Genomic DNA, 23,606 nt, shown 5'->3' with positions numbered 1-23,606 from the left:
GGAGGGGGACGGAGCGTCTACCGGCCGCCACGGTGGGGAGAGGGCAGACGGGACGGCGCCGGGGGCGGCTTGGGCGCACCGTTGAGGTCGGCGTAGCTGTTGGTGAGCAGCCGCAGGAGCTGGATGCCTTCGCCTCGGCGGGCGACGAGGCTGTCGATCTCGGTTCCGAGGGACTGCAGGAGCCCGTCGGTGGAGCCGTGCCGGTAGCGGTCGCGGCCCTGGGTCACGGACTGGAGCTGGCTGATGGCCATGTCGGCCCGCTGCAGCAGCCTCTGCTGCACCTCGTCGACGTTGTCCGCCGTCTGGCGGATCAGGCCGGCGACCGTGGCCAGAGCAATGCCGGGCGGGTGGGAACCGAGGACGAGGCCGCGGGCGGCGAGGGCGTCGCGGGCCGTCTTCGTCCCCAGCGCCACCACCGGCCGCGATTCAGCGGCTCCGCTCACCGGCGCATACCTCCCGCCGGAGCCGCCGTCACCTTGACCGGGCGGGCGACCGGCGGATGGGAGAACAGGTCACCGGACTTCCACGTGGGCGCCGCCGGGTTCGTACGCAGCACGGCCTCTGCGGCCTTGGCCTGGGAGGCGGCCTGGGTGGGCACGGCCGCGGGTCGCGGCGCCGCCGGACGAGCAGACGACCGGCCGGTGGCCCAGGCGGTGAGCGCCTGGTACGAGGGCGCCAGGGCCCGGCCGGCGGCGGTGAGCGTGAAGCGTCCTTCTCGGTCACGCGTCACGAGGCCCTTGTCCGAGAGGCGATTGAGCGGCTGGTAGATGGATGTGGGGTGGGCGTCGGGGCGAACGGAGGTGGCGAGGGACGCGGCAGTGGCGGCGCCGCGGTCGCGCAGCGCCCACAGGATCGCGGTGGTGTGCCGGGGGGAGATGAGGGCGAGGGCGTCCTCGATCTCCTCGGCCTTGGCCACCGGACGGGTCGTCGTCTCCTTGGTGACGGGGTCCTTCACGGTGGGCCGCTCCAGATGGGTGGTCCCCCACTCGGCGAAGTGGTCGAGCACGGGCAGCAGCGCGGCGCCCCGGTCTGTGAGCGTGTAGACGACATGGCGGCGGCCGTGCTCGGTGCGCCGCACCAGGCCGGCGGCCTGCAGGCCGCGGACCTTCGGGTGGAGCTGGCCGTCAGCCATCCACGGCATCGTCGCCTTGAGGTCGGAGTAGCGGGTGGGCTGCGTCAGGCTCATCAGTACCCAGGCGTTCCACCTCGGCGCGATGGTCCCCAGGGCCTGGACCACGAGGTCGAGGTCGCTGGAGGCGGGGGCGGGCAGGCCGGATGCGGGCATGGGAGTACTCCTGAGACGTGGTGGTCGGGTGTTCAGCGGGTGCGCGCGGCGGCCGGGGCAGGCGTCGGGGCGACGGGCGTTGCGGCGGGGGCGGGGGCGCGGTGGAGGCTCTGCATCACGGCGGAGGCGAAGCGGCCTTGGGTGTCGCGGGTGGCGACCGATTCGGCGATCCGGCGGCTGCAGTCCTGGAGATGACCGGCTGCGGCGGGGCCGATGTCATGGCCCGGGTCGGCGAGCTGAAGAAGCCGCTCGCGCTGGAACTCGATGTTTTTCTCTGCCAGTTCGACGTCGGCCAGCGCGTCGAGGAGGGTGGCCAGCATGTTCGGCCGTTCGGTGCTGGCGATGGCGGCAAGCTCGGCCCGGGGGCGGCCGAAGAGGCTTTCGAGACGTGCGGCGAGCTGGTCGGTTACGGGGTGAGGCAATCAGCGTCCCTTCACCTGGGGGGCGATCGTCCGCTCTGCCGGTACGGCTCGGGCGCTGAGCACGGGCTGGTTGAACACGACCGCGGGCTGGTACTCCGGCGGGGGTTCGGAGTTCAGGACCTTGTCGAGGGCGGCCAGGTAGCCGCGGCGGGCCTGGAGTGCGGCCCGCATCCACTCGGCGTCCGACCGCAGGTCGTCCTCGGACAGTTCGTCCAACGGCCGGTTCGGATCGCTTCGCTCGTGGACGCGGTCACGGACCCAGACCACGTGGTCCTCGGTCACGGCCAGGAACGCCCGCAGCTCCAGGGCTTCACGCAGGTGCCGACTGGGGGCGGGAGCTGCGAGCAACTGGTCGAGCGGGGCTCCGAAGACCTCGGCGAAGCGGTCGTCCCGGCTGCTGGGCTTGATGGAGTTGCTCATCGGCGGGTCCTTACGGGTATAGGGGCGGCCTGCGGGACCGGGGTGGTCGTCAGGACGGATCCGGTGCGGCGGGCGGCGCGGCTGGTGGCCGGCTGCTCGGGCAGCGGGTAGTCCTCCAGGAGGTGGCGCACGGTCAGCGCTCGGCCGTCGCGGATGGTCAGCGCGGTGTCCACACGCTGCGCGAGCACCATCACCTGCTCGTCCAGCTCGCCGGCCGGGGCCGACTGCAAGGCATCGACCAGCTCGTCCTCGGCGGAGGCGAGCAGACGCTGGGCCTCTTCGAGATCCTCGTACCAGCGGACGACGGCGGTGGGCAGGAACGAAGCTCCTCGGGCGGCGGCCACCGTCTCGCGCAGCTCACCGAGGGGGACGCCGAAGCGGTCCTCGATCTGGCGGGCGACGGCCTGCAGGACATCGTCGGCTTCGTCGGACACGGGCAGACTCCTCTCCTTGAAGCAGGCAGGCGGGAAGGTCCGGAGGCGTGCGCTCCGGGTGGGTGATGTCTAGGATCCGGAGAATCGCCGGTTCACCTAACCGGGAAAACTCTGGTACCTTTCGCCGCTCGCGCCGCCCGGCTACCGCGTCCGCCCTTGAGCCGGCGCCGGGCTGGCGGACTTCATCGGGCGCTGCTGGGACGCCTCGGCCGGGACTTTCGCATCGGCGTACAGCGGTCCCCCAGCCAGGCGGCGACTGATGGCGTAGGTGGTTGGTAGCCCTCCAGGCGACAGGCGCGCAGCCGAAAGAGGCAGGGGCTCCTGGGAGTCGAAGGGGTCAGCGGGTGTGGGCGGCACCGGGCCAGGCACCGGGGCGGGGAGCGGGGCGGCTCGCGACGCGGCTGGAGGGCCTGATGGTGAGGGCGGCGCGGCCGGCGTCGGTGAGGGTGACCGGCTGGCCGGCGTGCAGCGGGTGGGTGGTATCGCGCTGGACGAGCCCGGACGTCTCCAGCCGGGAGAAGTCGTGCTGACCGATCCGGGTGCCGGAGGCGGTCACCACGGAGACCCGCTGGGTCAGCAGGTGCTCGTGGAGCTTGGCGCCTTGGCCGATTGCCAGGAGCATGGCGAGGTCGCGGGCCTTCAGGTCGGTGTGGCCGGCCGGGCTGCGGGCGGAGGTCGCCTCCACGGGTTCGAGGACGTCGGACAGATCCGTCTCGCGGGCTCCCCGGATGAGGACGGCCTCCTTGAGCTGCTCGACGGTGCGCTCGATACGCGGGAAGAGCGCCGGCTCCATCGGGTACTCGTCGCTCGACAGGCGATGGAGGAGGACGCGGTAGAAGGTCACGGATCGCTCGGCGTCAGACAGGGAACGGTGGGCGGCGGCGATCCTCGCGGTCTGCTCATCGAGCAGACCGCGGTCGTGGTCGCGCCAGAGCCGGTCGACCGTGAATCCGATGGCGAGTTCGACACGGTGGTCGAGGGAGGTCAGGGCCTTGCGGACGGACGGCGGAGCAGATCGGGGCACGGGCATGCCAGCCGGCCTCGGTCAGCGCCGCCGGCAGCCATGCGGGCCCGCGGCATCCTCGTCGTCGGTGTCCTCGGCATCCTCGTAGCAGTCCGGGGTGCAGTTGTCGGGGTCCTGCGCGCAGGAAGGTTCCTCGGCCGCGCAGCAGCAGGACGCGGAGAGCAGGACGGCAAGTTCCTGTCCGGCGGCGAGGCGATCGATGAGGATGTCAGTGCAGGCGTGGAAGCCGTCCGGCGTGATGTCCGGCTGGGGGCTGGTCAGGGACTCCAGGAGGCGGCGCTCCAGCTGCTGGACCTCGATGTAGGTCTCCAGCAGGGCGCGGTGGTGCGGGTTCTCGGGCTCGGCGGGGAGCTCCAGGAGGTTTGCGGTGAAGTCGTCGAGGAAGTTCGGGAAGGCTGTCAACGTACGGCTTTCGTGGTGAGGACGGTGGGCTGAGCGGGGCGGGGAAGGCCGGGCGGCGGGCCGGGCTTCGGGATCGCGCGGTACGCGTCGATCTGGGGTGAGCTGGTGCGGGCGGCGTGGGCGCGGGCGCCAACCGGGCGGCGCGCGATACCGAGGCGCTGGGCGGCGGTGTCATACACGTCGTGGCGGGCCCGGGGACGGACTGCCACGACGTGGACCTCCATGGGATAGGCCGAGGTGGCCGGGGCCGGCCGCAGCGCGTAGACGATCCGCCACGCGGCCCGGTGGTCGACGTACAGCTTGCGCAGCCCGGCCAGTTCGGCCATGAGCTTGCTCCCGTGCCGGTCGCCTGTGACGACGTCCTGCAGCAGGGCGAGGGACAGGTCGCGGATGTCTCCCGGGGCCTGGAGCAGGTCGGTCAGGGCGCGCGGGTCGAAGGTGAGGCCGAAGACGGGCGGCCGGCCCTCGGCGGTCACCCTTCCGCCTGGCCCGTCTCGGCGTCGCGGGCGACGGCGCGTACGGAGCGGCCGGGGCCGCGAAGGAGGCGGTGCGAGGGACGCTCGGGGTCGGTCTGGCAGGCGGACAGTGGCCCGCCCGCGGCTCGGATGGCGGCCATGCAGTGGGTGAGGAAGTCCCTGTGCCACACGAACGGTCCGGCCGGTCCGGCTTCGGGGTCCTTGTGCTGGAGGTAGGCCATCCACAGGGCGTGGAGCCAGGCGACGACGTCGAGGTGCTCCTGCCACTGGTCGCACCACGGGGAGGCGGTGGTGACCTCCGCCCCGTAGGTGGGCATGAGGAAGTCCTCCACCCAGTCGGTGAGCAGGTCCAGCTCGTTCTCGTACTCCTCGCCGTCCAGCTCCAGGATCGGCCGCGGCTCCGGCGGCATCACCGCCGCCGCGGGCATCGGCGGGAAGCCGAAGCCCGGCAGCGACGCCGGACCGGGTGCGGCGGCGAGGTGATCGAGCTGGCGGGCTTGCTCGTCGGAGCGGTCGAGCAACTTGCGGACGGTGGCCTGGATGCTGTCCAGGTCTCCTTCCGGGAGGCGCACCGGGTCGAATTCCCCGGCGGCGTCGAATTCCTCCAGAGGGTCAGGCACCAAGGAAATCCCTTCCTCCGGCGCACGCGGCAGCCGGAAATCCAAGATTGAGCGATGAAGTGATGGATCCCCGTTCCGCGTACGTGTGGGGAACGAGCTCTCTGTGGCTCGTCGTTGTGCGGATCCCGGGTCAGGCAGTCAGGGCGAGGTCGTCCTGGCCGAGGGTCTGGTGGAGTGTTTCAGTCAGGCGGTCGGAGGCGATCTCGGCGTAGTGCCGGGTCTTCTCGACGCCGATGAAGTCGCGGCCCTCCAGGAGCGCGGCGACGCCGGTGGAGCCGGAGCCGCAGGTGAAGTCGAGGACGGTGCCGCCCGGCGGGCAGATCTTCACCAGCTCGCGCATCACCTCAACCGGCTTCTGCGTGATGTGCTGCCGGGCCTTGCCCGAAGGCTGCGAAGCCGAGTAGAGGCCCGGAAGATAGACGGGGTTGCGGGAGCCGTCGATCGCCCCGTTGCTGGCCCACACGATGAACTCACAGTTCTGCGTGAACCGGCCCTTTTGCGGGCGGGCCTGCGGCTTGTGCCAAGCCAGGACGCCGCGCCACAGCCAGCCGGCCGCCTGGATCGCGTCGGTGGTGACCGGGAGCTGCCGCCAGTCGGTGAACAGCAGCGCAGCGCCGCCGGGCTTGGTCAGCCGGTGGGCCTCGGTCATGATCTGCGTCAGCCAGAAGCCGTACGACCTTTGGTCCATGTTCTCGCCGGGGAAGTCCGCCAGCTCGTGCCCGGCGTCAGCCGAGGTGTACTTCTGGCGGGCGGTCCGCGAGGTGCGTTCCTTCGCGGTCCGGCCGCCGGAGTTGTACGGCGGGTCGGTGATGACCGCGTCCACGCAGTCGTCCGGGAGGCCGGCCAGGACGCCGAGCGCGTCGCCGTGGTGGAGGGAAAAAGGCAAAGAGGTACCCCGATTCGGGTCACGGAAAGAAAGGGAAAACCCAGCGCGCTCGGAAAGCGGGCGCCGCTTCGGCGAATGCGGGCACGGAAGGCCGGCATGCCGAAGGAGAGCGGCGGGCGAGCGGGGGAAGCCACACTGTAGGACACGATTCCCGGTTGACCCCCTCCAGGCGAGAAATTAGGTCAACCGGGAATCGCGTCCTACAGTCTGACCACCGCCCGGCCCCATCCGCCGGATGGTCTTCCCCTCCCCTGCCCTCATGGAGGCACAGCCTTGTCCTGACCCGCTCCCGATACCCCCGAGGACGCCCGACCAGCGAGAGGCAACTCGCCCCGCGGCTCCTCCTCCCAGGCTTCCCCATCACCTCATCCCGGCCCCTCGCGCCCTTCTCACCTCGTACCAGCGCGGCCGGACTTCACCCGAAGGACCCTTCGTGACACAGCCGTACCCTCCCCTGCCCCGAACACCGCGTAGAGCCCTTGCCGCCTACGGAGGCGCTGGGGATTGAAGGGCATAGCCGCCGTCCTCGGCGTCGTCGTCCTCTCCCCTCTTCTCCTGGCCGGTGCAGCCGCCGCGACGGCTGCCGCCAGCAGCTCCGCTTCCCGCGCATCCGAGTGCGCCGTCGACAGCACCGTCGACGCCGACGCCGTCGCCCGGCAGGTCGCCGGCATCCTCGACGGCGCCGGCGCAGCCCCCGGCGTCCATATCGAGGGCCTGGAGCTGCCCGGCGAGCAGATCCCGCACGCCAAGACGATCGTCGCCACCGGGGTCGCGATGAAGGTTCCCGAGCGCGGCCAGGTCGTCGCCCTCGCGACCGCGATCCAGGAATCCCGCCTGCGCAACCTGCGCTACGGGGACCGCGACAGCCTGGGACTGTTCCAGCAGCGGCCCAGCCAAGGCTGGGGCACCCCGGAGGAGATCCTCGACCCCGTCCACGCAGCCACCCGCTTCTACGAGGGCCTTCTCAAGGTCGCGGGCTGGCAGCAGATGACGCTCACCCAGGCCGCGCAGGCCGTCCAGCTCTCCGGCTTCCCCGACGCGTACGCGCAGTGGGAGCCGCTCGCCCGCGCCCTGCGGGAGGCGATCGCGAAGACCCTGCCCGAAGGCGGGGGCGACAGCGAGGGTGAGGACGGTACGCCGGACAACGGATGCTGGCCCGGCGAGGACGGATCGCAGTGGGGCGAGATCCCCCAGGGCGCCGTCCCGGACGGCTACACGATTCCGGCCGACGCCTCCGAGAAGGCCCGCACCGCGATCGAGTGGGCGATGCACCAGCTCGGCACCCCGTACCAGTGGGGCGGTACCTGCAAGGACGCCGACGGCCCCGACCCCATGGCCCGCTGCGACTGCAGCTCCCTGATGCAGCAGGCGTACGCCCAGGCCGGCATCACCCTCACCCGCACCACGTACACCCAGGTCAAGGAAGGCGTGCCGGTCCCGGCCAACGCCATGAGGCCCGGTGACCTGCTCTTCACCCGCGGCACCGCCGCCGTCCCCGAGCACGTCGGGATGTACATGGGCGCCGGTCTCGTGATCAACGCCCCGCGGACCGGGCGTCCGGTGCGGATCGAGAAGGTCGCCGACTGGCAGATCCTCGCCGTCCGCCGCATCCCCGCCCTCAACTCCTAGCGCTCCCCGCCCGCTTGCCGGGCCACGGGCCGCTTCCCGGGCCGCCGCGCGCCACCGCCGCCGCGTGCCTCTCCTCCCTTCTCCCCTTCCCGCAGTGCCATCGGGTCTGCGTTCGCAAGGAGTTCAACCATCACCACCCTCGCTTCCCTCTCGCACCTCACGGACCACGTCCTGTACCTCGCCTACGACCCCGGCGTCTCCCCGAAGGAAGGCGGCCTGCCGGGTCTGACCGTGCTGCGCAACGTGGTCAACTCGATCAACCTCTTCGGGATCATCGCCGTCGTCGGCGCGCTCGCCGTCTCCCTCGGCGTGTGGGCCTGGGGCCACCACAGCGGTGGTCACCAGGCCGAAGCCAACGGGAAGAAGGGCGCGCTCGTGAGCGCCGGCGCCGCACTCGGCCTCGGCGCCGCGAACGGCATCGTCGCCTTCTTCTCCACGCTCGGCACCCAGGTCCGCTGATGGGCAAGCGCTCCCGCCCTCGCGTCGGCGTCCTGACCTCGCACTGGTCCACCGGCCGACGCGTCGTCTTCCTCGCCGCCGTCTTGGCCGTGCTGCTGGCCGGTGCGGGCTTCGCCGCCTACGTCACCGCAGACGGTGGCCAGGGCTCGCCCCCCGCTGCCAAGCCGTCCGCCAGCAGCCCGTCCGCCCGTCCGGGCACTTCCGCTTCTGCCACGGGACCGGCGACGGGGACGGTCTCCCCGCAGCCGCGGCTGTCCGATCCCCTCGCCTACGGCCGGGCCGCGGCGGTGATGCTCTGGTCCTACGACACCCGGGCCACCACCCGCGACCAGCAGCTCGCCGGCATGCACGCGTGGATGACGACCGAGACGAAGTACACCGACTGGACCTCGATCCAGGCCCAGGTCCCCGACCCGCTGCTGTGGTCACGGATGCACGACCAAGCCCAGTACGCCACCGCGACGGTCTCCTCAGCGCACTTCCCTTCGGCGTTCAAGCAGGCCCTGGCCGAGGACCCGGCCGCGCTGACCGAGGCGTACATCTACGCCGTCACCGTCACCGGCAAGCAGACCATCGCCTGGAAGGACGGCGGGGGCGGCGCCGAGGACCGCTCGGTCACCCTCGCCGTCCAGTGCCGGCCCAGCGCCGACTGCGCCCTGGTGGCCATCGCGCCGAACACCGCCCCCTGACCCGCTGAACAGATAGGAGGAGTCCGCCGTGGACTTCTGCGCTCTTCCCGTCGCGGGCAGTCTGTGCACCGCCGCCGACGCGATCGACTTCGTCTCCGACCCGGGCAAGGCGATCACCGAAGGCATCGGCAACTGGATCGCCAAATCCTGCGGCGAACTCGCCGCCGCTGCAGCCGACCTGGCCGCCGAGGCGGTCAACACGACCACCCGGATCGACCTCGGCGCCGGCTGGTTCCGGGACAACTACGAGCTGCTGCTGCCGATCGGGCTGACGATCCTGGTCGCCACCTTCTGCGCCCAGCTCGTCCGGGCCGCGATGAAGCGCGACGGGCAGGCTCTGGCCCAGGGGTTCACCGGCACAGTCGGCGGCGTGCTCTTCTGCTTCGCGGCCATCGCCCTGACCACGGTCGCCATCGAAGTCGTCGACGCCCTGTCCGACTCGTTGTTCGCCGCGGCCGGCACACCGATCGAAGACGCCGTCCGCCGCATGGTGAAGGTCTCGCAGATCGCCGCGATCTCCCCGCTCGGCTGGCTGGTGGCAGCCCTCGCGGCCCTCGGCGCCGCCATCGGCGCGGTCCTCTACTGGTGCGTGATGATGGTCCGCAAGGTCGGCATCCTCGTCCTCGTGACCCTGGCCGTCTTCGCGGGCGCCGGCGGCGGATGGGAAGCCGCACGCCGCTGGCGGCGCGGCTGGATCGAGGCGACGGCCACGCTGATCGTCTCGAAGCTCCTGATGACCGTGATCTTCCTCCTCGGCATCTCCGCCCTGGGCAAGACCGACGCCGAAGGCGGGATCGCCGCGCTCGCCGACGTCATGGCCGGCATCGTCATCATGCTCTTGGTGATGCTCTGCCCGTACGCGACGTTCAAGTTCGTGCACTGGGCGGCGGAGTCCACCGACGGGGAGACGCTGCACCGCTCCGGCGGGGCCGGAGCCCAGCTCGCCAAGCAGCACGCCGAGAACGCCACCCGCAAGGCGGCTGCCGCAGCGGCGACAGCGGGAACCGGCGGTGCCGCCGCTGGCGCCGGAGCCGCAGCGCCTCAGGGACCGGCCTCGGGCTCCGGCGGATTCCCCGGTGACATCGCCGCCAGCCCCTCCGGCAGCGGCGGCACCGGAGCCTCAGCGGCCATGGACAAGGTCAAGAGCGGCCTGGACGACTCGGTCCGCTCCATGCCGACCAGCCCGGCGGCCCAGGACTCGGGCAACGCCTTCGGTACCGGCAGTAACGCCTCCGGCAGCCCCGCCCCGGGTCCGACGCCGCGCAGCACGCAGGATGCGTCGCCCCCGAACGCCGGTGCCGTCGGCGCCGTGCAGGGCTCCGGGTCAGCCGCGGGAGGCAGCCCGTTCGCGACGCCGCCGTCGCCCACGGGTTCCTGACGCCCCGATCCTGTCCACCGGCTCCTGGGGTGGGACACCACCGCTGTGTCCCGCCCCGGGGGTCGCCGCCCTCGCCGTTGAAAGCCCTCTGTCTTGTCTGACCTCACGCTCACCCCGCCGATGACGGTGAAGTTCCCGGCCCGGTCTCGGCGCGGGATTCTGCTCGGCCTCTCCCTTCCCCAGCTCGTCCTCGCCTCCGCCGCGCTCGCCCTGCTCCTGGTCACCGTCGTGGCCACCGGCCTGCCCGGCGCCTTGATCCTCTCTCCGCTGTGGGCGGCGGTCGCCGCCCTCGTCGCCATCCGGCGCCGCGGCCGGTCCCTCATCGACTGGGCACCGATCGTCGCCCGCTACGCGCAGCGCCGCCGCACCGGGCAGACCCTGTGGCTCGCTCGGCCGGCCACCCGCCCGCGCGCCGAAGGCACTCTCCATCTGCCGGGCACGACCGCCTCGATCAAGGTGGTCACCCCGGCCGACGGACAGGCCGCTGCCTTGCACGATCCCCACCAGCAGACCCTCACCGCCGTCGCCCGCGTCACCAGCCGCGCCTTCGCCCTGCTCGATCCGGCCACCCAGAACTCCCACGTGAACGCGTGGGGCCGCGCCCTGGCCGGGATCGCGCGCACCGGGCACATCTCCGCCGTGCAGGTCCTGGAGCGCACCGTCCCCGACTCCGGCGACACCCTCACCCGGCACTGGAACACCAATGGCCGGCCCGACACTCAGCTCGCCGGGCAGGTCTACAGCGACCTCGTCGCCTCCGCCGGCCCGGCCGCCGCCCCGCACGAGACCTACCTGGCCATCTCCCTCGACCTGAAGGCAGCCAAACGGCTGATCAGCCAGGCCGGCGGCGGACTTCCCGGCGCCTTCACCGTCCTCGGCCAGGCCACCTCCTCCCTCACCCAGGTCGCCCGCACCGCCGGGCTGACCGTGAACGGCTGGCTGACCGCGCGGGAGATCGCCGCCGTCATCCGCACCGCGTATGACCCGAAGGCCCTGGCGGGGCTGCAGCAGTGGTCGGACACCGGCCGAGCCGAAGCCGACCCTGCTGCCGCCGGGCCCGTCGTCCAGGTCGAGGAGCACGACCGGCTCATCACCGACACCGCCCGCCACGCCACCTACTGGGTCGAGAACTGGCCGCGGACCGAGAGCCACGCCGGCTTCCTCCACCAGCTGCTCTTCACCGCCGGCGTCCGCCGCACGTTCTCCCTCCTCTACGTGCCCCAGGGCTTCGAGTCCGCGCTCCGCGACGTCCAGCGCACCAAAGCGACGATCATCGCCGACGCCAACGAGCGCGCCCGCCGCGGACAGGTCGACTCCGAGGCCGACGTCGTCGAGTACGGCGACGTCAAGGAACGCGAAAGGCAACTGATCGCCGGCCACGCCGACGTCGCCATGACCGGACTGCTCACCGTCTCCGCCGACACCGACCAGGCCCTGGACGCCGCCTGCGCCCAGATCGAGACCGCCGCCGTCACCGCCCAGGTCGACCTGCGCCGCCTCGTCTACCAGCAGCCCTCCGCGTTCACCCTGGCCGCCCTCCCCCTCGCCCGCACCGCCCAGGAGAAGTAGGGCCCCGCCGCCTGACCCGATCCAGGCTCCCGCAGAAAGACCCTTCCGCTCTTGGCCACCACCACCGCGACCGACCCGACCGACGCGCACCCGTACCTGCGGGCCGCGACCGCCGGCATCCGACACCACACCCGCGCCCTCACCAACGGCACACCGGCCGACCGTCGACACCTCGACACCCTGCACGAACACGTCACCCGCCTGCACCTGCTCCTCGACCAGATCGCCGACGCCGTACGCCCCGAACACCCTGCGGCCGGAAGGCATCTGGCCACCGCGCACCTTCGGCTGTGGCAGGCCACCGCCAGCCTCCACGACGCCTTCCACACACTCCCCGCCGCTCCTGCCTGCACGCCCGACCGGCTCCCCGACGGGCCGCTCGTCCTCACCATCTGCCAGCGCCACCTCGCCTCCGGCCACGCCGTCCGCCGCAAGACCACCCCGGCCGACCATGGCACCGCCTGAGCCGCACCGCGCAGAATCGATCCGCCACCCATGTCCCGACACCGCCCCGGACGCCGGGCCCGCCGCGCCTCCGCCAGTCCCCTGTTCACTCCGCACGGCACCGACCGCACCAGCCGCCGCGCCGCCCGCAAGCAGCTCGCTGAAGCACGCGCCAAGGCGCAGGCCGCCGCACTGGAAACCACCGGCACCACTGCGGCCGAAGCCGAGATGCCCGCACCGCTCTACCCGCCAGCCGGACGCCCCGGCCCCGCCTCCGCCCGCGGCAACCGCCTGCGCCTGCCCGCCCACCGCATGACGACGGCCACCGCGTCCGGTGCCTACCCCTTCCTCGCCGAAGGCGGTCTCGGCGCCGAGGGCATCTACATCGGCCGCGACGTCCACGCCGAGGGTTCCTTCGTCTTCGATCCCTTTGCGCTGTACGGGAAGGTCGAGGGGTTCACCAACCCCAACATCCTGTTGGCCGGCGTCATCGGGCAGGGCAAGAGCGCGCTCGCGAAGTCCTTCGCGCTCCGCTCGGTCGCCTTCGGCTACCGCGTCTACGTCCCGTGCGATCCGAAGGGCGAATGGACCCCGGTCGCCGCCGCCCTCGGCGGCACCTCCATCGCCCTCGGCCCCGGGCTTCCCGGGCGCCTCAACCCTCTCGATGCCGCCCCGAAGCCGCCGTCCATCTCGGAGGCGGACTGGGCGGGAGAGGTCCGCAAACGCCGCCTGCTCCTGCTCGGCTCCCTCGCCCGCACCGTCCTGGGCCGCGACCTGCTCCCCATGGAGCATACCGCCCTCGACATCGCCCTCGATGGCGTCGTACGCGCCGCGACCGCCGCTGGCCGCCCCCCGTTCCTCGGCGACATCGCACACACCCTCGCTCAGCCCCACCTCCTCGACGCCGCCGCCGGCACCGTCTCCGGCCACCTCGGAGACGCAGCCCGTGACCTCTCCCATGCCCTGCGCAGGCTCGTCCACGGCGACCTCGCTGGCATGTTCGACGCTCCTTCCACCGTCGCCTTCGACCCGACCAGCCCGATGCTCTCCATCGACCTGTCCCGACTCGGCGGCTCCGGCGACGACACCGCCCTCGTCCTCGCGATGACGTGCGCCTCCGCCTGGATGGAAGCCGCGCTCACCGACCCCGACGGCGGACGGCGCTGGATCGTCTACGACGAAGCCTGGCGCCTGATGCGCCACCCCGGCCTCCTCCAGCGCATGCAGGCCCAGTGGAAGCTGTCCCGCGGCCTGGGCATCGCCAACCTCATGGTCATCCACCGCCTCAGCGACCTGCTCACCGCCGGCGACGCCGGATCTCAGGGCCGAGCCCTCGCCGAAGGACTACTCGCCGACTGCTCCACCCGCATCATCTACCGCCAGGAGACCGACCAGATCCAGGCTGCCGCCACCCTCCTCGGCCTGACCACCGTCGAGACCGAGGCCATCTCCCACCTCACCCGCGGACGCGGCCTGTGGCGCGTCGCCGGCCGCAGCTTCGTGGTCCAGCACCTCCTCCACCCGACCGAGCAAGCACTGTTCGACACCGACGCCCGCATGCACTGACCCGCCACCCTCATACCCGGAGCCCTGTCTGAACCCCGACTTCGAGTTGTACGACAACGTCGGCCGCACCGCCGACCAGATCGACGCCCACAACACTGGCACCGCCACCACCGACGACCTCCGCCGCTGGGCCCGCCGAGACACCGAAGCCTTCTTCCAGCGCCACCCCGTGCCCGGTCCCACCCCGCACCAGCTGGACCTGAAGCCCTTCGAAGCAGCACTCGAACACGCCGCAACACCCGTCGAAGCCAGCGCCGTCATCCTCGCCGCGCTCGACGCCGCCGATCAGATCCTCCAGGACCTGAGCACCTTCCTGCACCACGCCGCCTACCAGTACCCGAATCCCCCGCACAAGCTCTCGGAATCGCGCAAGCAGATGTGGAACGCCTCCAGCGGGCTGCTCATCGCCCTCGCTGCTGCGGACGTCGGCATCGAAACGGCACTGCGCGAGAAGTACGACTCCCCACCGGCCAAGAAGCAGACGGTGTCCGGATCTTCGCTGCCGCCATCGACTCCTCCGGCTACCCCGCCGGCACCGCGCCCATAGCCAGACGCCCCTTGCCGTCTTAGCCCCGATCTACATCACGGAGACCACAATCGAGCTACACCCGACCACCGCGCTCTTCCCCATGCTCGACGAGGAAGAGCTCCAGGCCCTCGCGGACGACATCCGCGAGCACGGCCTTCGCCAGCCCGTCGTCCTGGATGCCGCCGGCCGAATCCTCGACGGCAAGAACCGCCTGCGCGCCTGCGAAATCGCCGATGTCGAACCCTCGTACACCACGTACGAAGGAGACGATGCCCGAGCCTACGTGCTGTCCGTGAACAGCCGTCGGCGTCACCTGACCAAGGGGCAGCTCGCGATGATCGCGGCCTCGGCATGTTCAGTTTCTGAACATCCGGGGCGTTCAGAGACTGAACAGACCACGCGTTCAGTTTCTGAACAGACCGGCCTCTCCATCGGGCGGATCGGACAGGCCAGGACCGTGCTGCGTCATGCACCCGACCTCGTCGACGGCGTGATATCCGGTGCCGTCTCCCTGGACGACGCCTACAAGACCGCCCGCGAGGCCAAGGCCCAGGCAGATTCGACAGAATCCCAGCTCGCCCGCCTGCGCGCCGAGGACCCCGAGCTCGCCGACCGCGTGGTCGAGGGTGAGCTGACAGTCCAGGGCGCCTGGGCGGAACGGAAGGCCCGGCTCGAAGAGGAGCTGCGACAGCGCCGTGTCGCCACCAACCTCCTCTGCGAGATCCTCCCTGCCCTCGCCCAGATACGCGGCAGCCGCACCTTCGCCCAGTACGACCCCGAACTCGCCCCGCCCGGCCGTGCCGTCACCCGCGAAGTGATCGAGCACGCCGCAACCGCCCTCGCCGAAATGGCCTCCGTCTGGAAGGACCGCAACCTCCCGTGAAGTACTCCTCCGACCCCCACCTGCGCAAGCTCGCCCTCGAAGCCGCCCAGTACATAACCAACGACGCCGGCCGGATGCACAAGGAGGACCTGCTCGACGACCTGTGCGCCCGGATCCGCGAACGCGCGGACCTGGAAGCCGCCGTCGTCAGGAAGGCCGCCCTGGGTCTGATGCGGGACCTCGGTGAGCGCCGCAGCCCGCGCCGCAACCGGCGGACCGGCGGGCTCTACCACCCCGACAGCATCATCAAGCTCGGCAACGGGATCTGGGTGTGGATGAAGCACACCACCCCGACGGACATGACGCAGTGGGGTCTGATCTCCTCCCGCAACGTCGTCCGCACCATCACTGCCGCCGCGGAGACCCAGCAGTACATCCACGAGCGCACCGACGCCTTCCGCTCCCACCCCGGATTCTCCAGCCTCCACCCGCTGGAAGAGGCCCTGTTCCAGTACCCGCAGGGCACCCTTGACGACGCCGACTGGGACGCCGATCACGAGGACCTTTAGACATACCGCCTCATACGCCGATACCCATGCCCCGGAAATCAACTCCCCTCGACGCCTTCGCCATTGAAGTCGCCGCCCGTCTCCCGGGTAGCTGGACAGCCCGATACCACCCCCACCTCTCTGACAGCGCCGAGTCCCCAATCGCCGAGCGCCTGTGGGACACCGGACACGTCGACTGGGCTGTCAGCACATACGTCCTCGGCCACGGCGCGGTCCTCACCGGCCCGGCCGGTCAAGAGCTCTACATCAACGAACACCCCATTCGTCACGACCGGTTCCTCGTCGCCGCGCTGGAGCCACCCGGCCTCCTGCCGCATCACTTCCACGGTGTGCCCGAGCCGAACGGCATCGTGATCGATCCGAATCCCGTACGAGCCGCCGCCGCGATCACCCGCCGACTCCTGCCCCGGTACGACTGCGCCGTGGAGTCCGTGCGCGAGCAGGCCCGGCACAGGCCCGCTCTGCGGGCCCATCGCCAGGCACCGGCCGAGACGAGTGCCGTCACCCTCGTCCGTTACGCGGATGGCCTGCTCGGCGCCCCGTACGGAAGCGTCCCCACCGAGGCCCACGACGCCCTGTACCTGTCCGGCTTCCAAAGCGTTCCGGACCAGGGCGCCTTCCTCCTGCCGCACGAGTCCGGCCCGGTCGCCACAGCCGTACGGATCCAGGTCCTCGCGAACCGGCTCGCCAAGATCGGTATCGGACTCAACTACCGGCACCCCGCCGCAGCACCGGGCATGAGCAAGCTCGCCACGGCCCCTGCGCCCGCTCTCCAGCCGGGTCGGACCGCATCGGGCACGTCCCTGCCCTCCAGCGCGACTGCCCCACGCTCACCTTCGCGCTCGCGGTAGCTCCCGGCTCGTGCCCACTACTGAAGGGCCCCCTCCCCTGCCCCACCATCCCAAACCTGCTGACCACATCCCCCAGACGGCCGGCCCGAACGGCTCGGCTCTCAGCAGCGCCGACCTGTCCGGCAACCGCTTCCCCTACGGTGACCTGCTGCACGCCCTGAGCACCGCCGTCAGCGCGAGCACCGGCGTGCGGGAGACCGTCGCGGTGCTGCACCAGCTTGTCGATGGCAGCGACGGCCTGCTCACCCGACTCGCCGAACTCTTCGACGCCGCCGCCGACCGGGCCCGCGCGTACGACCGCAACGACGGGGATGACGACGCCTTCTACCTGGCCAAGGATCTGGCCGACGCCGCCGTCCGGGTGCGGCGGCTCGGCGAGGACCTTCACGTCGTCCCCGAGCGTATGGCCGGCCTCTGCCCGCTCCCGCCGCACCACCGTCTGCCCGCAGTCCCTCCACGCCCGTCGGCATCCAGCGTGCTTCTGCCCGGACGGACCCCGTAGCCACCTTCCCCCTGGAGCCCCCCTTGGGATCCCCCGCCTTCATCGCCCGCCCTACCGCCGACGGATACGCCGGCGTGCACCTCCAGTACGACAGCAGCCCGCCAAACGTTCTCCCACTGCTGCTGGCCGCTTACCAGTTCCGCTTCCGTCGGGACCTCGAAGCCCTCAGCCGATACCTCGTGGACGACGTCGTCTTCGCCTGGGAAGCGATCGGGACCGACCTTCTCAACGGATCACCGCCCGGCCTGCTCCAGCGGCTGACCGGCGGCGAGCAGTGGTCCAGTTACGAGATGACCGGGGTCGTGAACCTCGACGGGACACCTGCCGAGCAGATCGCCATCACCCAGGACAACTCCGACGGGCACCACTGGGGCTACGTCCTGCACCCGGACGGCATCGAAGTCATCAGCCGCCAGAACGACCCTCGCGGTCCGGTCATCTCCTGGGACACCGACCCGCGGACCCGTTTCAGCGAGGCGATGGCGCTGTGGACGCCGGGCATGCCGCCGCCGATGTCCCTGCCCCGCGATCTGCCGAAGCTCACCCCCGTGTCCCCCGCAGCACCCGCACGGGCCACCACCCGGCCGCCGCGTCGTTGACCACCCATCCCAAGGAGACCTCCTGAAGCAGCACTTCACCTTCGGCCGACACCCCGACCACGGGTTCGTGGCGGCCCCCACCGCCAACACGCCACCACACCTCGGCCACTGGTACCTCACGAGCGAGCAGTTCGAACCCGTCCCCGGCGTCCAGGGGCTGTACCGGCTGACCAACCCGGAGTACGACGGTGTGCGCCGCACCCGGCAGGCCGTACACGACCTGCGCCGGCACGGCTTCGACGTCCACGCCGACTACACCCTCGACCCCTCCCAGAGCGCCGGCCCGCCCCAGGTCCAGCCGCGGGCCGGGCTGGCTGAGCGGCGCTCCCGGATCGCGCAGGCCGCCGGAATCCGTTCCTCGCAGTACCGGCCGGCCCTCACCACCCAGGCCGTGCCCGCGCGGCCGGTGGCCTCACTTCCCGTATCGGGTCAGGGACGTGTCAGGTGACAAAGGACCCCATCATGATCGTCCGCGGTCGAGGTGGCCAGGTGGAGGCGGAGGGGCTGATCGACCAGCTGGCCTCCGACCTGCTCGTCCGAGCCGGGTTCGTCACGCAGGGCACACTGCGCGGCACATGGCACCGCCTCCCCTTCGACATGGGACGGGCGTGGGAGAACGAGCACGCCTCCCACGCCGCCGAGATGCTCCGAGCCGCCCGCTACCCCGTCCGACTCGACCCTGCTCTGTCCCCGGCGCCAGGTCAGGTGGCCGGGGGTTCGGATGTGCCGCCGTCGGTGACGGCAGCAGCCCAGACTCTGAAGGACTGGGCCGCGAGCGCGGCAGATCTCCGGCAGCCGCACGACGCCGGACGTGCGCTCGCCGCCCTGGCGCAGGGCGAGGACAGTCTCCTGCGGCCCCCAGCCGACCTGCTCCTCGCCGTCGCCTCGGCCGTCTCCAGCCTCCCCGGCCCGGCACACGACCGCGATGCCCGGCGTCTGGCCGAGCTCGGCGGCGTCCTGCGAGTCGTGGAGATCGACGTCGACCGCATCGCCCTGCGCCTGCGCGCTGCACCCGATGTGCCCTCGGCCGCAGGCCGCAGACCACAGGTCACCGCGAAGGTGCCGGCGAAGCTGGAAGACCTCGCCCACCGGCTCAACCATGCCCGAACCCGCGAGTACGAGGCCCATCTCCCCGCGTCGGCGTCGGCACCGGGTGAGCCGGGACGAAGCCGGTGACCATCGCCTCCACCCAGACTCCGTCGGGCACGGAGCTGCGCCGCCGGGCCCGCGCCGAAGCCCGCAGCTACCTCGCCGGCCTCGCCCTGCCGGATCCGGCCGAGTCCGTACGGGCCTGGACGCGGCACCTGGCCGGCGAACGGACCGCCGTACAGCTCCACGTCCTCCTCGACGCCCTGACCGGCACCGACGCCAGCCCGCTCCTCGCCCTCCGAGACGCCCTGCGCACCGCGAGCATCTGGTGCCGCAAGCACGGACAGCCCGTACTCGCCGAGCGGTACCTGCGCGCCGGCGACCTCCTCGACATCACCGACCGCCAGCTCTACCAGCTCGGCATCGACCACCTCACCGCCTTCCACACCGAGCCCGCCTCGCCCAGGCTCCCCCACCGAGAGGCCCCTGCCCCTGAACTCCCTTGAAGCCTCAGCCTCCGACACCCAGATCACCCTGTTCACGAGCGACCGCGACGGCATCGTCGGCCTTGTCGACGGCAGCAACTGGCTCTGGGCCCGCCAGGCCCTAGAACTCGCCGGGTTCGATAAGAACGAGGCCGGGTACATGGTCCTGCCGCTGTCCGACCTCGCCCACGCCCGCGAGACCCTTCTCGCCCTCCGTGTCGTTGCCGAGCAATCTCTTGGCCTGCGACTGACGCCCAGCAGCGAGCGGTACATCGGGGACTTCGCGCTCGACGTGACCGAGCACCTGCCCGGACAGTGGACCGCCCGGGTCGAGAACTACTCGCTCCCCATCTGGCAGGAGGACCTCGCCGCCTGCCTGTGGGGCGACGGGCCCATCGCTCGGACTCTGGCGGGCCACCGAGTACGGCAGGCGGCCATCCTCCAGCGCGACGACGGAGCCGAGCTGGCGCTCGTCAAGGATCCCCGCCTCGACGTGTACCACGTCGGCGCGCTCCAGCCCCGCCATGCTCCGGGACCGGTCAACACCCCCGGGCCGCCCGATGTGACCGTGCGGCCGACTGCCTCCGCTGCCGCCCACATCATCACCGTCAAACTCCTGCCGACCTACACCCGCGCGGTCCTCCAAGCACACGCTGCCGATCTGTCGGACGACCTCGACCGGGCCCGCGAGACCTACGAGGCCGGCACCATCCCGGACCCGGCCCCGGCGGACCTCGTCGACGCCTATGAACGGTTCGCCACCGCGGTGCCGCACGTCATCACGGCGATCCGTGAGATGGGCACGCCCGACGAGAACGAACTGCGCTTCCTCCAGGAGGTGGAGAACATCGCCGCCGCCCCGACCCCGGGAACCGAACCGGCACCGATCTCGGCTCATCCCGACCCGCTGGGCTGGTGGATCCTGGAGGGCGGCGACGGGCTGATCGACCTCGCGACGCGCGCCGCCGACACCATCGTGCTCACCACCAGCCAGTCGCTCCTTGCCGGGAGGCCGGCGCACGCTCTGCCCTCTCTGTCTGCCCCGCCGCAGCCCACCGCGAGGCGCCAGTGACACGGCCTCTCGTCAACTCCAGCGCTCTCGGCTCCGTCGATGCCCGCGCGGCGCTCGACGCGCTGGGGACCTACGCCGAGCGGTTCGCCGACATCGAGGCGCGCGCCGGCGATGCGGTCAAGCGCGCCCGGGCGAGCACCGGCTGGCCCGAGCAGGTCGCCCTGGAGCGGCAGATCGTGGCAGAACAACACCGTCAGCAGGAAGCGGAGTTCGCCGCATTCCATCCGCATGCGGGGCTTCTGATCGACCGCGCCCGTTCCGCCCTGGCCTTCCAGCCACCCGCCCGACACGTGGCCGGGTGGAGCCTGCTCGTGGACGACCTCGAAGCCGCCGCGGACCTGGCCCGCCGCCGCTTCGCGGACGAGACGTCCGTCGACCGGACGACCGTCCGGCAGTGCCAGGCCACCTGGGCCCGACAGGCCAGGCTCCTGCGCGACCTCGCCGTCCAGGAGACCCCACCGTCCACCGGGCCCGAACTACCCGCCGCCGAAGAAGCACGGTGGACCGCACACGCCCACGATGTCCGCCGTCGACACATGATGTACCTGTACGAGAGCCGCTACGACGCGGCCGGCCGGCAGCTCACCGTCGCCGGTGTTCCTGACCTCGACGAGCCCTCCGAGGACTGCGTTCTCATCGTCGCCGGGGACGTCGACAGCGCCACGGTGCGCGTCCTGGGCCGGTACGACACCTGCGACCAGGCCCTGGCAGCCCTGCCGCCGGCCGTCCAGCCCGGCGTGCTGCACCCGCGTGGGCGGTTTCCCCGTAGCCCGGGGGCGCTTCCGGCGCTGGCCGACCTTGTCGAGGACGTCGCGGGCGCCACGCAGAGCCAAACGGTCGCCGAGGTACTGGGGTACCTCGTCAGCGACAGCGCCGGCCCCCGTCACCTCTCCCATCTCTCCGACCTCCTCGCCGAATGCGCCGACTTCGCGCTCGCCACCGAGACCGTCGCCGGCCGGGACCTGTCCGTCCGGCTGCGCGGCCTCCTTGTCCAGGTGGATGTCCTGGACCGCCAACTCCACCAGGCGCTCACCGCCTTCGAGGACACCATCGCGGTCCTGCCGCCGCACCGCACGCCGCAGCCCCGGCACATCAAGGCCCCGCCCGCGGTCAGCGCCACCCCGCCCCCCGTCCAGGCCGCCCCGCCCCGCGTCCCGCGCCGTCTCTGAAACCCGTACGGGCTACGGCGGCGCCTGCACCTCCTCCCGGAAAGTCCCGCCCTCCTTGCTCCTGGCCGAACGCCCCCTCGCCCCACCGCCCGTGACGTACCGGGCTGTTCTGGGAACGCGCCACGTCCTGCGCCTGCTGGCCGGCACCCTGACCGGCCGGATGCCCAGCGGCATGGTCGCCGTCTCCCTGGTCCTGTGGATCACGGGCGGCGGAAGGTCGCTGGCGACGGCCAGCACGCTCGCCGCCGTCTACGGGCTGGCCGCCAGCCTCACCCAGCCGCTGAAGGGCCGGCTCATGGACCGCCACGGGCAGACCCGGGTGAGCGCGCCGGCCTCCGTCATCGCCAGCGGCAGCCTGCTCGCGCTGCCCGTCATCGGGCCGGACGACAGCTTGTGGGCGATCGGCGCCGCCGTCGCACTCGCCGGCCTCGCCAACCCTCCGCTGGAGTCGGGGCTGCGGGCCCTGTGGCCGAGCGTCGTGACCGACCCGGGTCAGCGGAAGGTCATCCAGGCCCTCGACACCGGTTCCCAGGGCCTTATGTACGTCACCGGCCCGCTCCTGGCCACCTGGCTCGCCACCTCGTTCGGCGCCGACACCGCACTGGCCGCGGCCTCCGCGCTCGGCATGCTCGGCACTGCCGCAGTCCTCACCTCCACGCCATCACGCGCCTGGCGCCCCGGCCGCGAAGAGGCTACCGAAGCCACCCGCCCGGCGAGTCGGAAGCGGCTCGCGAGCGGCGGCATGGTCCTGCTGTGCACCGGGCTCGCTGCCCTCGGCGTATCCCTGGGCGGGCTGAGCGTCTGGGCCGCCGCTATCGCAGAGCTGCACCGGGCGAACTGGCTGACCGGAGTAGTCCCGGCCGCCTTCTCCACCGGCTCCTTCCTCGGCGGCCTGTTCTTCGCACGCCTCCGCCGCCGAGCCACACCCGCCACCCAACTCATCTGCACAGCCGCGCTGTTCTCAACCGGATGGCTGGGGTTGCTGATCCAGTCGGGCCCGCAGGCGGCAATGGTCGCCGCCTCCCTGCCGGGACTGTTCCTCACCATGGTCATCACCTGCGGGTTCGAGACGGTCGACACCATTGCCCCCGCCGCGCGGAGCACCGAGGCGTACTCGTGGCTGATCCTCGCCGTCGGCACCGGCCAGGCCACAGGCACCGTCCTTGCCGGCACCCTCGCCGACCACCTCCTCGGCCTGTCCGCGCTCCCCGCCGCCGGCGCCGCTCTCGCCACCGCCGTCTTCACGCTCTCCCGGCCCGCACTCGGCCCTCGCCGACGACCCGGGCGGCACCGCCGCACTTCCACCCCACCGCTTTTCCGCCGCCACCGATAGGAGACCCGCCTTGCCCGAAGCACCAGAAGAGCCGTTCATGACGATCCGGCACGCCATCACCGGCGAGATCACCACCACCGGCTACAACGCCGCCGCCCGACGGATCCTGCTCCAGGCCGGCTTCGAGGAGACGCCATGCTGCGCCTGTCATGCAACGGAACCCGGTACGGAGCGGACGCACGGGCCTGCTCGGGCAGCGAGCTGCTCGTCGCCGGCCACCCCGTGCACCCGGACCGATCCCTCGGCCGGCCGGTGAGCACCGACGGTACGCCCCGGTTGGCCCGGGCGCCGATGTCGGCACCGTCCGTGATCCGCTCCGAGAGCGGCCAGCTTTTCCAGCGCATCGCCAACCCCGCTCGCACCCAATCCTGTTGAAAGAGCATCGTTTTGACCACATCCGGAACGCCCGCCAGTCCAGTGCGCACCAAGGGCGGCGAACTACGGGCCAAAGTGGCCCGTCTGCTGGCGGACCGGCCGGCGGACAGACTCACCATCGGGGACATGGCCAGGCAGCTGGGCCACTCCCACGGCGCCGTCCGCAACGCCGCCCTCACCCTGGTGCGACGCGGCGAGGCCGACCAAAGCGGAACCGGACAACCGGAGTTCCGCGCGAACACGAAGACCGCCGCAGCCGCGCAGACCGCTGTGATCAGCCCACCGGGCACCCACTCTCCCCGCCCCCAAACGGCCACGGCCCGCACGACCATTACCGCAGCAGCCACGCCCAGGCCGACCGGCCCGATCCGCCGCGCGGGAGGCCAGCTCTACCACCCCCGGGAGCTGGCCGACCTGCCCGACGTCGAAGCTCTGAATCGCCTGCGCGACGCCGACGTGCCGGTGCTGCTCTACGGCCCTCCGGGCACCGGCAAGACGTCGTTGGTG

General features: G+C 71.7%; 30 protein-coding genes and 2 pseudogenes. 22 read left to right on the top strand and 10 right to left on the bottom strand.

Translation table 11 applies throughout. From position 1 onward, the window contains the following. Window positions 1-17: 17 nt before the first annotated feature. The 10 genes from QK442_RS33275 to QK442_RS33230 form a co-directional block, all read right to left on the bottom strand. Complete coding sequence (locus QK442_RS33275; RefSeq protein ID WP_282697848.1) at window positions 18-443, bottom strand: hypothetical protein; 426 nt, start codon at window positions 441-443, stop codon at window positions 18-20. After that, window positions 440-1,285, bottom strand: coding sequence for a winged helix-turn-helix transcriptional regulator (locus tag QK442_RS33270; protein ID WP_282697847.1), 846 nt, complete (start codon window positions 1,283-1,285; stop codon window positions 440-442). The genes QK442_RS33275 and QK442_RS33270 overlap by 4 nt, the downstream gene beginning before the upstream one ends. Before the next feature lie 32 nt (window positions 1,286-1,317). Then, the gene (locus QK442_RS33265) at window positions 1,318-1,707 is read right to left on the bottom strand and encodes a hypothetical protein (RefSeq protein ID WP_282697846.1); all 390 of its coding nucleotides are present in this window, start codon (window positions 1,705-1,707) and stop codon (window positions 1,318-1,320) included. Continuing rightward, window positions 1,708-2,127, bottom strand: a complete 420-nt coding sequence (locus tag QK442_RS33260) for a hypothetical protein (protein ID WP_282697845.1) — start codon at window positions 2,125-2,127, stop codon at window positions 1,708-1,710. Continuing rightward, entirely contained in the window at window positions 2,124-2,561 is a 438-nt protein-coding gene (locus QK442_RS33255; protein WP_282697844.1) for a hypothetical protein, read from the bottom strand. The genes QK442_RS33260 and QK442_RS33255 overlap by 4 nt, the downstream gene beginning before the upstream one ends. Before the next feature lie 337 nt (window positions 2,562-2,898). Continuing rightward, complete coding sequence (locus QK442_RS33250; protein WP_282697843.1) at window positions 2,899-3,591, bottom strand: hypothetical protein; 693 nt, start codon at window positions 3,589-3,591, stop codon at window positions 2,899-2,901. A gap of 15 nt (window positions 3,592-3,606) precedes the next feature. Further along, window positions 3,607-3,987: a hypothetical protein gene (locus QK442_RS33245; protein ID WP_282697842.1), complete on the bottom strand. Its 381-nt coding sequence runs from the start codon at window positions 3,985-3,987 to the stop codon at window positions 3,607-3,609. Then, window positions 3,984-4,463 carry a hypothetical protein gene (locus QK442_RS33240; protein WP_282697841.1) on the bottom strand — a complete coding sequence of 160 codons (480 nt, stop codon included), beginning with the start codon at window positions 4,461-4,463 and terminating at the stop codon, window positions 3,984-3,986. Before QK442_RS33240 ends, QK442_RS33245 begins: the two co-directional genes overlap by 4 nt. Beyond that, window positions 4,460-5,035 (bottom strand): DUF4913 domain-containing protein, encoded by a 576-nt coding sequence (locus QK442_RS33235; protein ID WP_349239704.1) that lies wholly within the window; start codon window positions 5,033-5,035, stop codon window positions 4,460-4,462. Before QK442_RS33235 ends, QK442_RS33240 begins: the two co-directional genes overlap by 4 nt. Window positions 5,036-5,213: 178 nt before the next feature. Then, window positions 5,214-5,969, bottom strand: coding sequence for a site-specific DNA-methyltransferase (locus QK442_RS33230; protein ID WP_282697839.1), 756 nt, complete (start codon window positions 5,967-5,969; stop codon window positions 5,214-5,216). A gap of 504 nt (window positions 5,970-6,473) precedes the next feature. Here QK442_RS33230 and QK442_RS33225 point away from each other — a divergent pair. The 22 genes and pseudogenes from QK442_RS33225 to QK442_RS33120 all read left to right on the top strand — a co-directional run. Beyond that, complete coding sequence (locus QK442_RS33225) at window positions 6,474-7,598, top strand: C40 family peptidase (RefSeq protein ID WP_282697838.1); 1,125 nt, start codon at window positions 6,474-6,476, stop codon at window positions 7,596-7,598. A gap of 129 nt (window positions 7,599-7,727) precedes the next feature. Next, window positions 7,728-8,057 (top strand): DUF6112 family protein, encoded by a 330-nt coding sequence (locus QK442_RS33220; protein WP_282697870.1) that lies wholly within the window; start codon window positions 7,728-7,730, stop codon window positions 8,055-8,057. Then, entirely contained in the window at window positions 8,057-8,746 is a 690-nt protein-coding gene (locus QK442_RS33215) for a hypothetical protein (protein WP_282697837.1), read from the top strand. The genes QK442_RS33220 and QK442_RS33215 overlap by 1 nt, the downstream gene beginning before the upstream one ends. Before the next feature lie 28 nt (window positions 8,747-8,774). Then, complete coding sequence (locus QK442_RS33210; RefSeq protein ID WP_282697836.1) at window positions 8,775-10,124, top strand: ATP-binding protein; 1,350 nt, start codon at window positions 8,775-8,777, stop codon at window positions 10,122-10,124. Between the two features lie 93 nt (window positions 10,125-10,217). Then, window positions 10,218-11,693, top strand: coding sequence for an SCO6880 family protein (locus QK442_RS33205; protein ID WP_282697835.1), 1,476 nt, complete (start codon window positions 10,218-10,220; stop codon window positions 11,691-11,693). A 51-nt stretch (window positions 11,694-11,744) separates the two neighbouring features. After that, window positions 11,745-12,158, top strand: coding sequence for a DUF6238 family protein (locus tag QK442_RS33200; protein WP_282697834.1), 414 nt, complete (start codon window positions 11,745-11,747; stop codon window positions 12,156-12,158). A gap of 30 nt (window positions 12,159-12,188) precedes the next feature. Then, a complete protein-coding gene (locus QK442_RS33195; RefSeq protein ID WP_282697833.1) occupies window positions 12,189-13,703 on the top strand; it encodes an ATP-binding protein in 1,515 nt (504 codons plus the stop codon). A 46-nt stretch (window positions 13,704-13,749) separates the two neighbouring features. Beyond that, window positions 13,750-14,250 carry a hypothetical protein gene (locus QK442_RS33190; protein ID WP_282697832.1) on the top strand — a complete coding sequence of 167 codons (501 nt, stop codon included), beginning with the start codon at window positions 13,750-13,752 and terminating at the stop codon, window positions 14,248-14,250. An 82-nt stretch (window positions 14,251-14,332) separates the two neighbouring features. Beyond that, window positions 14,333-14,413 (top strand): annotated as a pseudogene (locus QK442_RS33185) (plasmid replication/partition related protein); the annotation flags it as partial. A gap of 276 nt (window positions 14,414-14,689) precedes the next feature. Continuing rightward, window positions 14,690-15,115, top strand: coding sequence for a hypothetical protein (locus QK442_RS33180; RefSeq protein ID WP_282697869.1), 426 nt, complete (start codon window positions 14,690-14,692; stop codon window positions 15,113-15,115). Next, window positions 15,112-15,624, top strand: a complete 513-nt coding sequence (locus QK442_RS33175; RefSeq protein ID WP_282697831.1) for a hypothetical protein — start codon at window positions 15,112-15,114, stop codon at window positions 15,622-15,624. Before QK442_RS33180 ends, QK442_RS33175 begins: the two co-directional genes overlap by 4 nt. A 26-nt stretch (window positions 15,625-15,650) precedes the next feature. Then, window positions 15,651-16,475 carry a hypothetical protein gene (locus tag QK442_RS33170; protein ID WP_282697830.1) on the top strand — a complete coding sequence of 275 codons (825 nt, stop codon included), beginning with the start codon at window positions 15,651-15,653 and terminating at the stop codon, window positions 16,473-16,475. 10 nt (window positions 16,476-16,485) lie between these two features. After that, window positions 16,486-16,977, top strand: a complete 492-nt coding sequence (locus QK442_RS33165) for a hypothetical protein (protein ID WP_282697829.1) — start codon at window positions 16,486-16,488, stop codon at window positions 16,975-16,977. 23 nt (window positions 16,978-17,000) lie between these two features. Then, on the top strand, window positions 17,001-17,576 hold the full coding sequence (locus tag QK442_RS33160; protein ID WP_282697828.1) for a hypothetical protein: 576 nt from the start codon (window positions 17,001-17,003) through the stop codon (window positions 17,574-17,576). A 67-nt stretch (window positions 17,577-17,643) separates the two neighbouring features. Continuing rightward, the gene (locus QK442_RS33155; protein WP_282697827.1) at window positions 17,644-18,024 is read left to right on the top strand and encodes a hypothetical protein; all 381 of its coding nucleotides are present in this window, start codon (window positions 17,644-17,646) and stop codon (window positions 18,022-18,024) included. Next, on the top strand, window positions 18,021-18,752 hold the full coding sequence (locus QK442_RS33150; RefSeq protein WP_282697826.1) for a hypothetical protein: 732 nt from the start codon (window positions 18,021-18,023) through the stop codon (window positions 18,750-18,752). Before QK442_RS33155 ends, QK442_RS33150 begins: the two co-directional genes overlap by 4 nt. Further along, on the top strand, window positions 18,749-19,171 hold the full coding sequence (locus QK442_RS33145; RefSeq protein WP_282697825.1) for a hypothetical protein: 423 nt from the start codon (window positions 18,749-18,751) through the stop codon (window positions 19,169-19,171). Before QK442_RS33150 ends, QK442_RS33145 begins: the two co-directional genes overlap by 4 nt. 139 nt (window positions 19,172-19,310) lie before the next feature. Further along, window positions 19,311-20,222: a hypothetical protein gene (locus QK442_RS33140; protein ID WP_282697824.1), complete on the top strand. Its 912-nt coding sequence runs from the start codon at window positions 19,311-19,313 to the stop codon at window positions 20,220-20,222. Continuing rightward, window positions 20,219-21,391: a hypothetical protein gene (locus tag QK442_RS33135; protein WP_282697823.1), complete on the top strand. Its 1,173-nt coding sequence runs from the start codon at window positions 20,219-20,221 to the stop codon at window positions 21,389-21,391. The genes QK442_RS33140 and QK442_RS33135 overlap by 4 nt, the downstream gene beginning before the upstream one ends. A gap of 91 nt (window positions 21,392-21,482) precedes the next feature. Next, window positions 21,483-22,724, top strand: a complete 1,242-nt coding sequence (locus QK442_RS33130) for an MFS transporter (protein ID WP_282697822.1) — start codon at window positions 21,483-21,485, stop codon at window positions 22,722-22,724. A 37-nt stretch (window positions 22,725-22,761) separates the two neighbouring features. After that, window positions 22,762-22,980 carry a hypothetical protein gene (locus QK442_RS33125; RefSeq protein WP_282697868.1) on the top strand — a complete coding sequence of 73 codons (219 nt, stop codon included), beginning with the start codon at window positions 22,762-22,764 and terminating at the stop codon, window positions 22,978-22,980. A 194-nt stretch (window positions 22,981-23,174) separates the two neighbouring features. Beyond that, a pseudogene (locus tag QK442_RS33120) lies at window positions 23,175-23,606 on the top strand (hypothetical protein); the annotation flags it as partial.

Source organism: Streptomyces sp. CC208A, assembly GCF_030010625.1.
Lineage (GTDB): Bacteria > Actinomycetota > Actinomycetes > Streptomycetales > Streptomycetaceae > Streptomyces.
The sequence above is the reverse complement of the archived record's forward strand: the minus strand, read 5'-3'. Positions and strand labels throughout refer to the sequence as shown.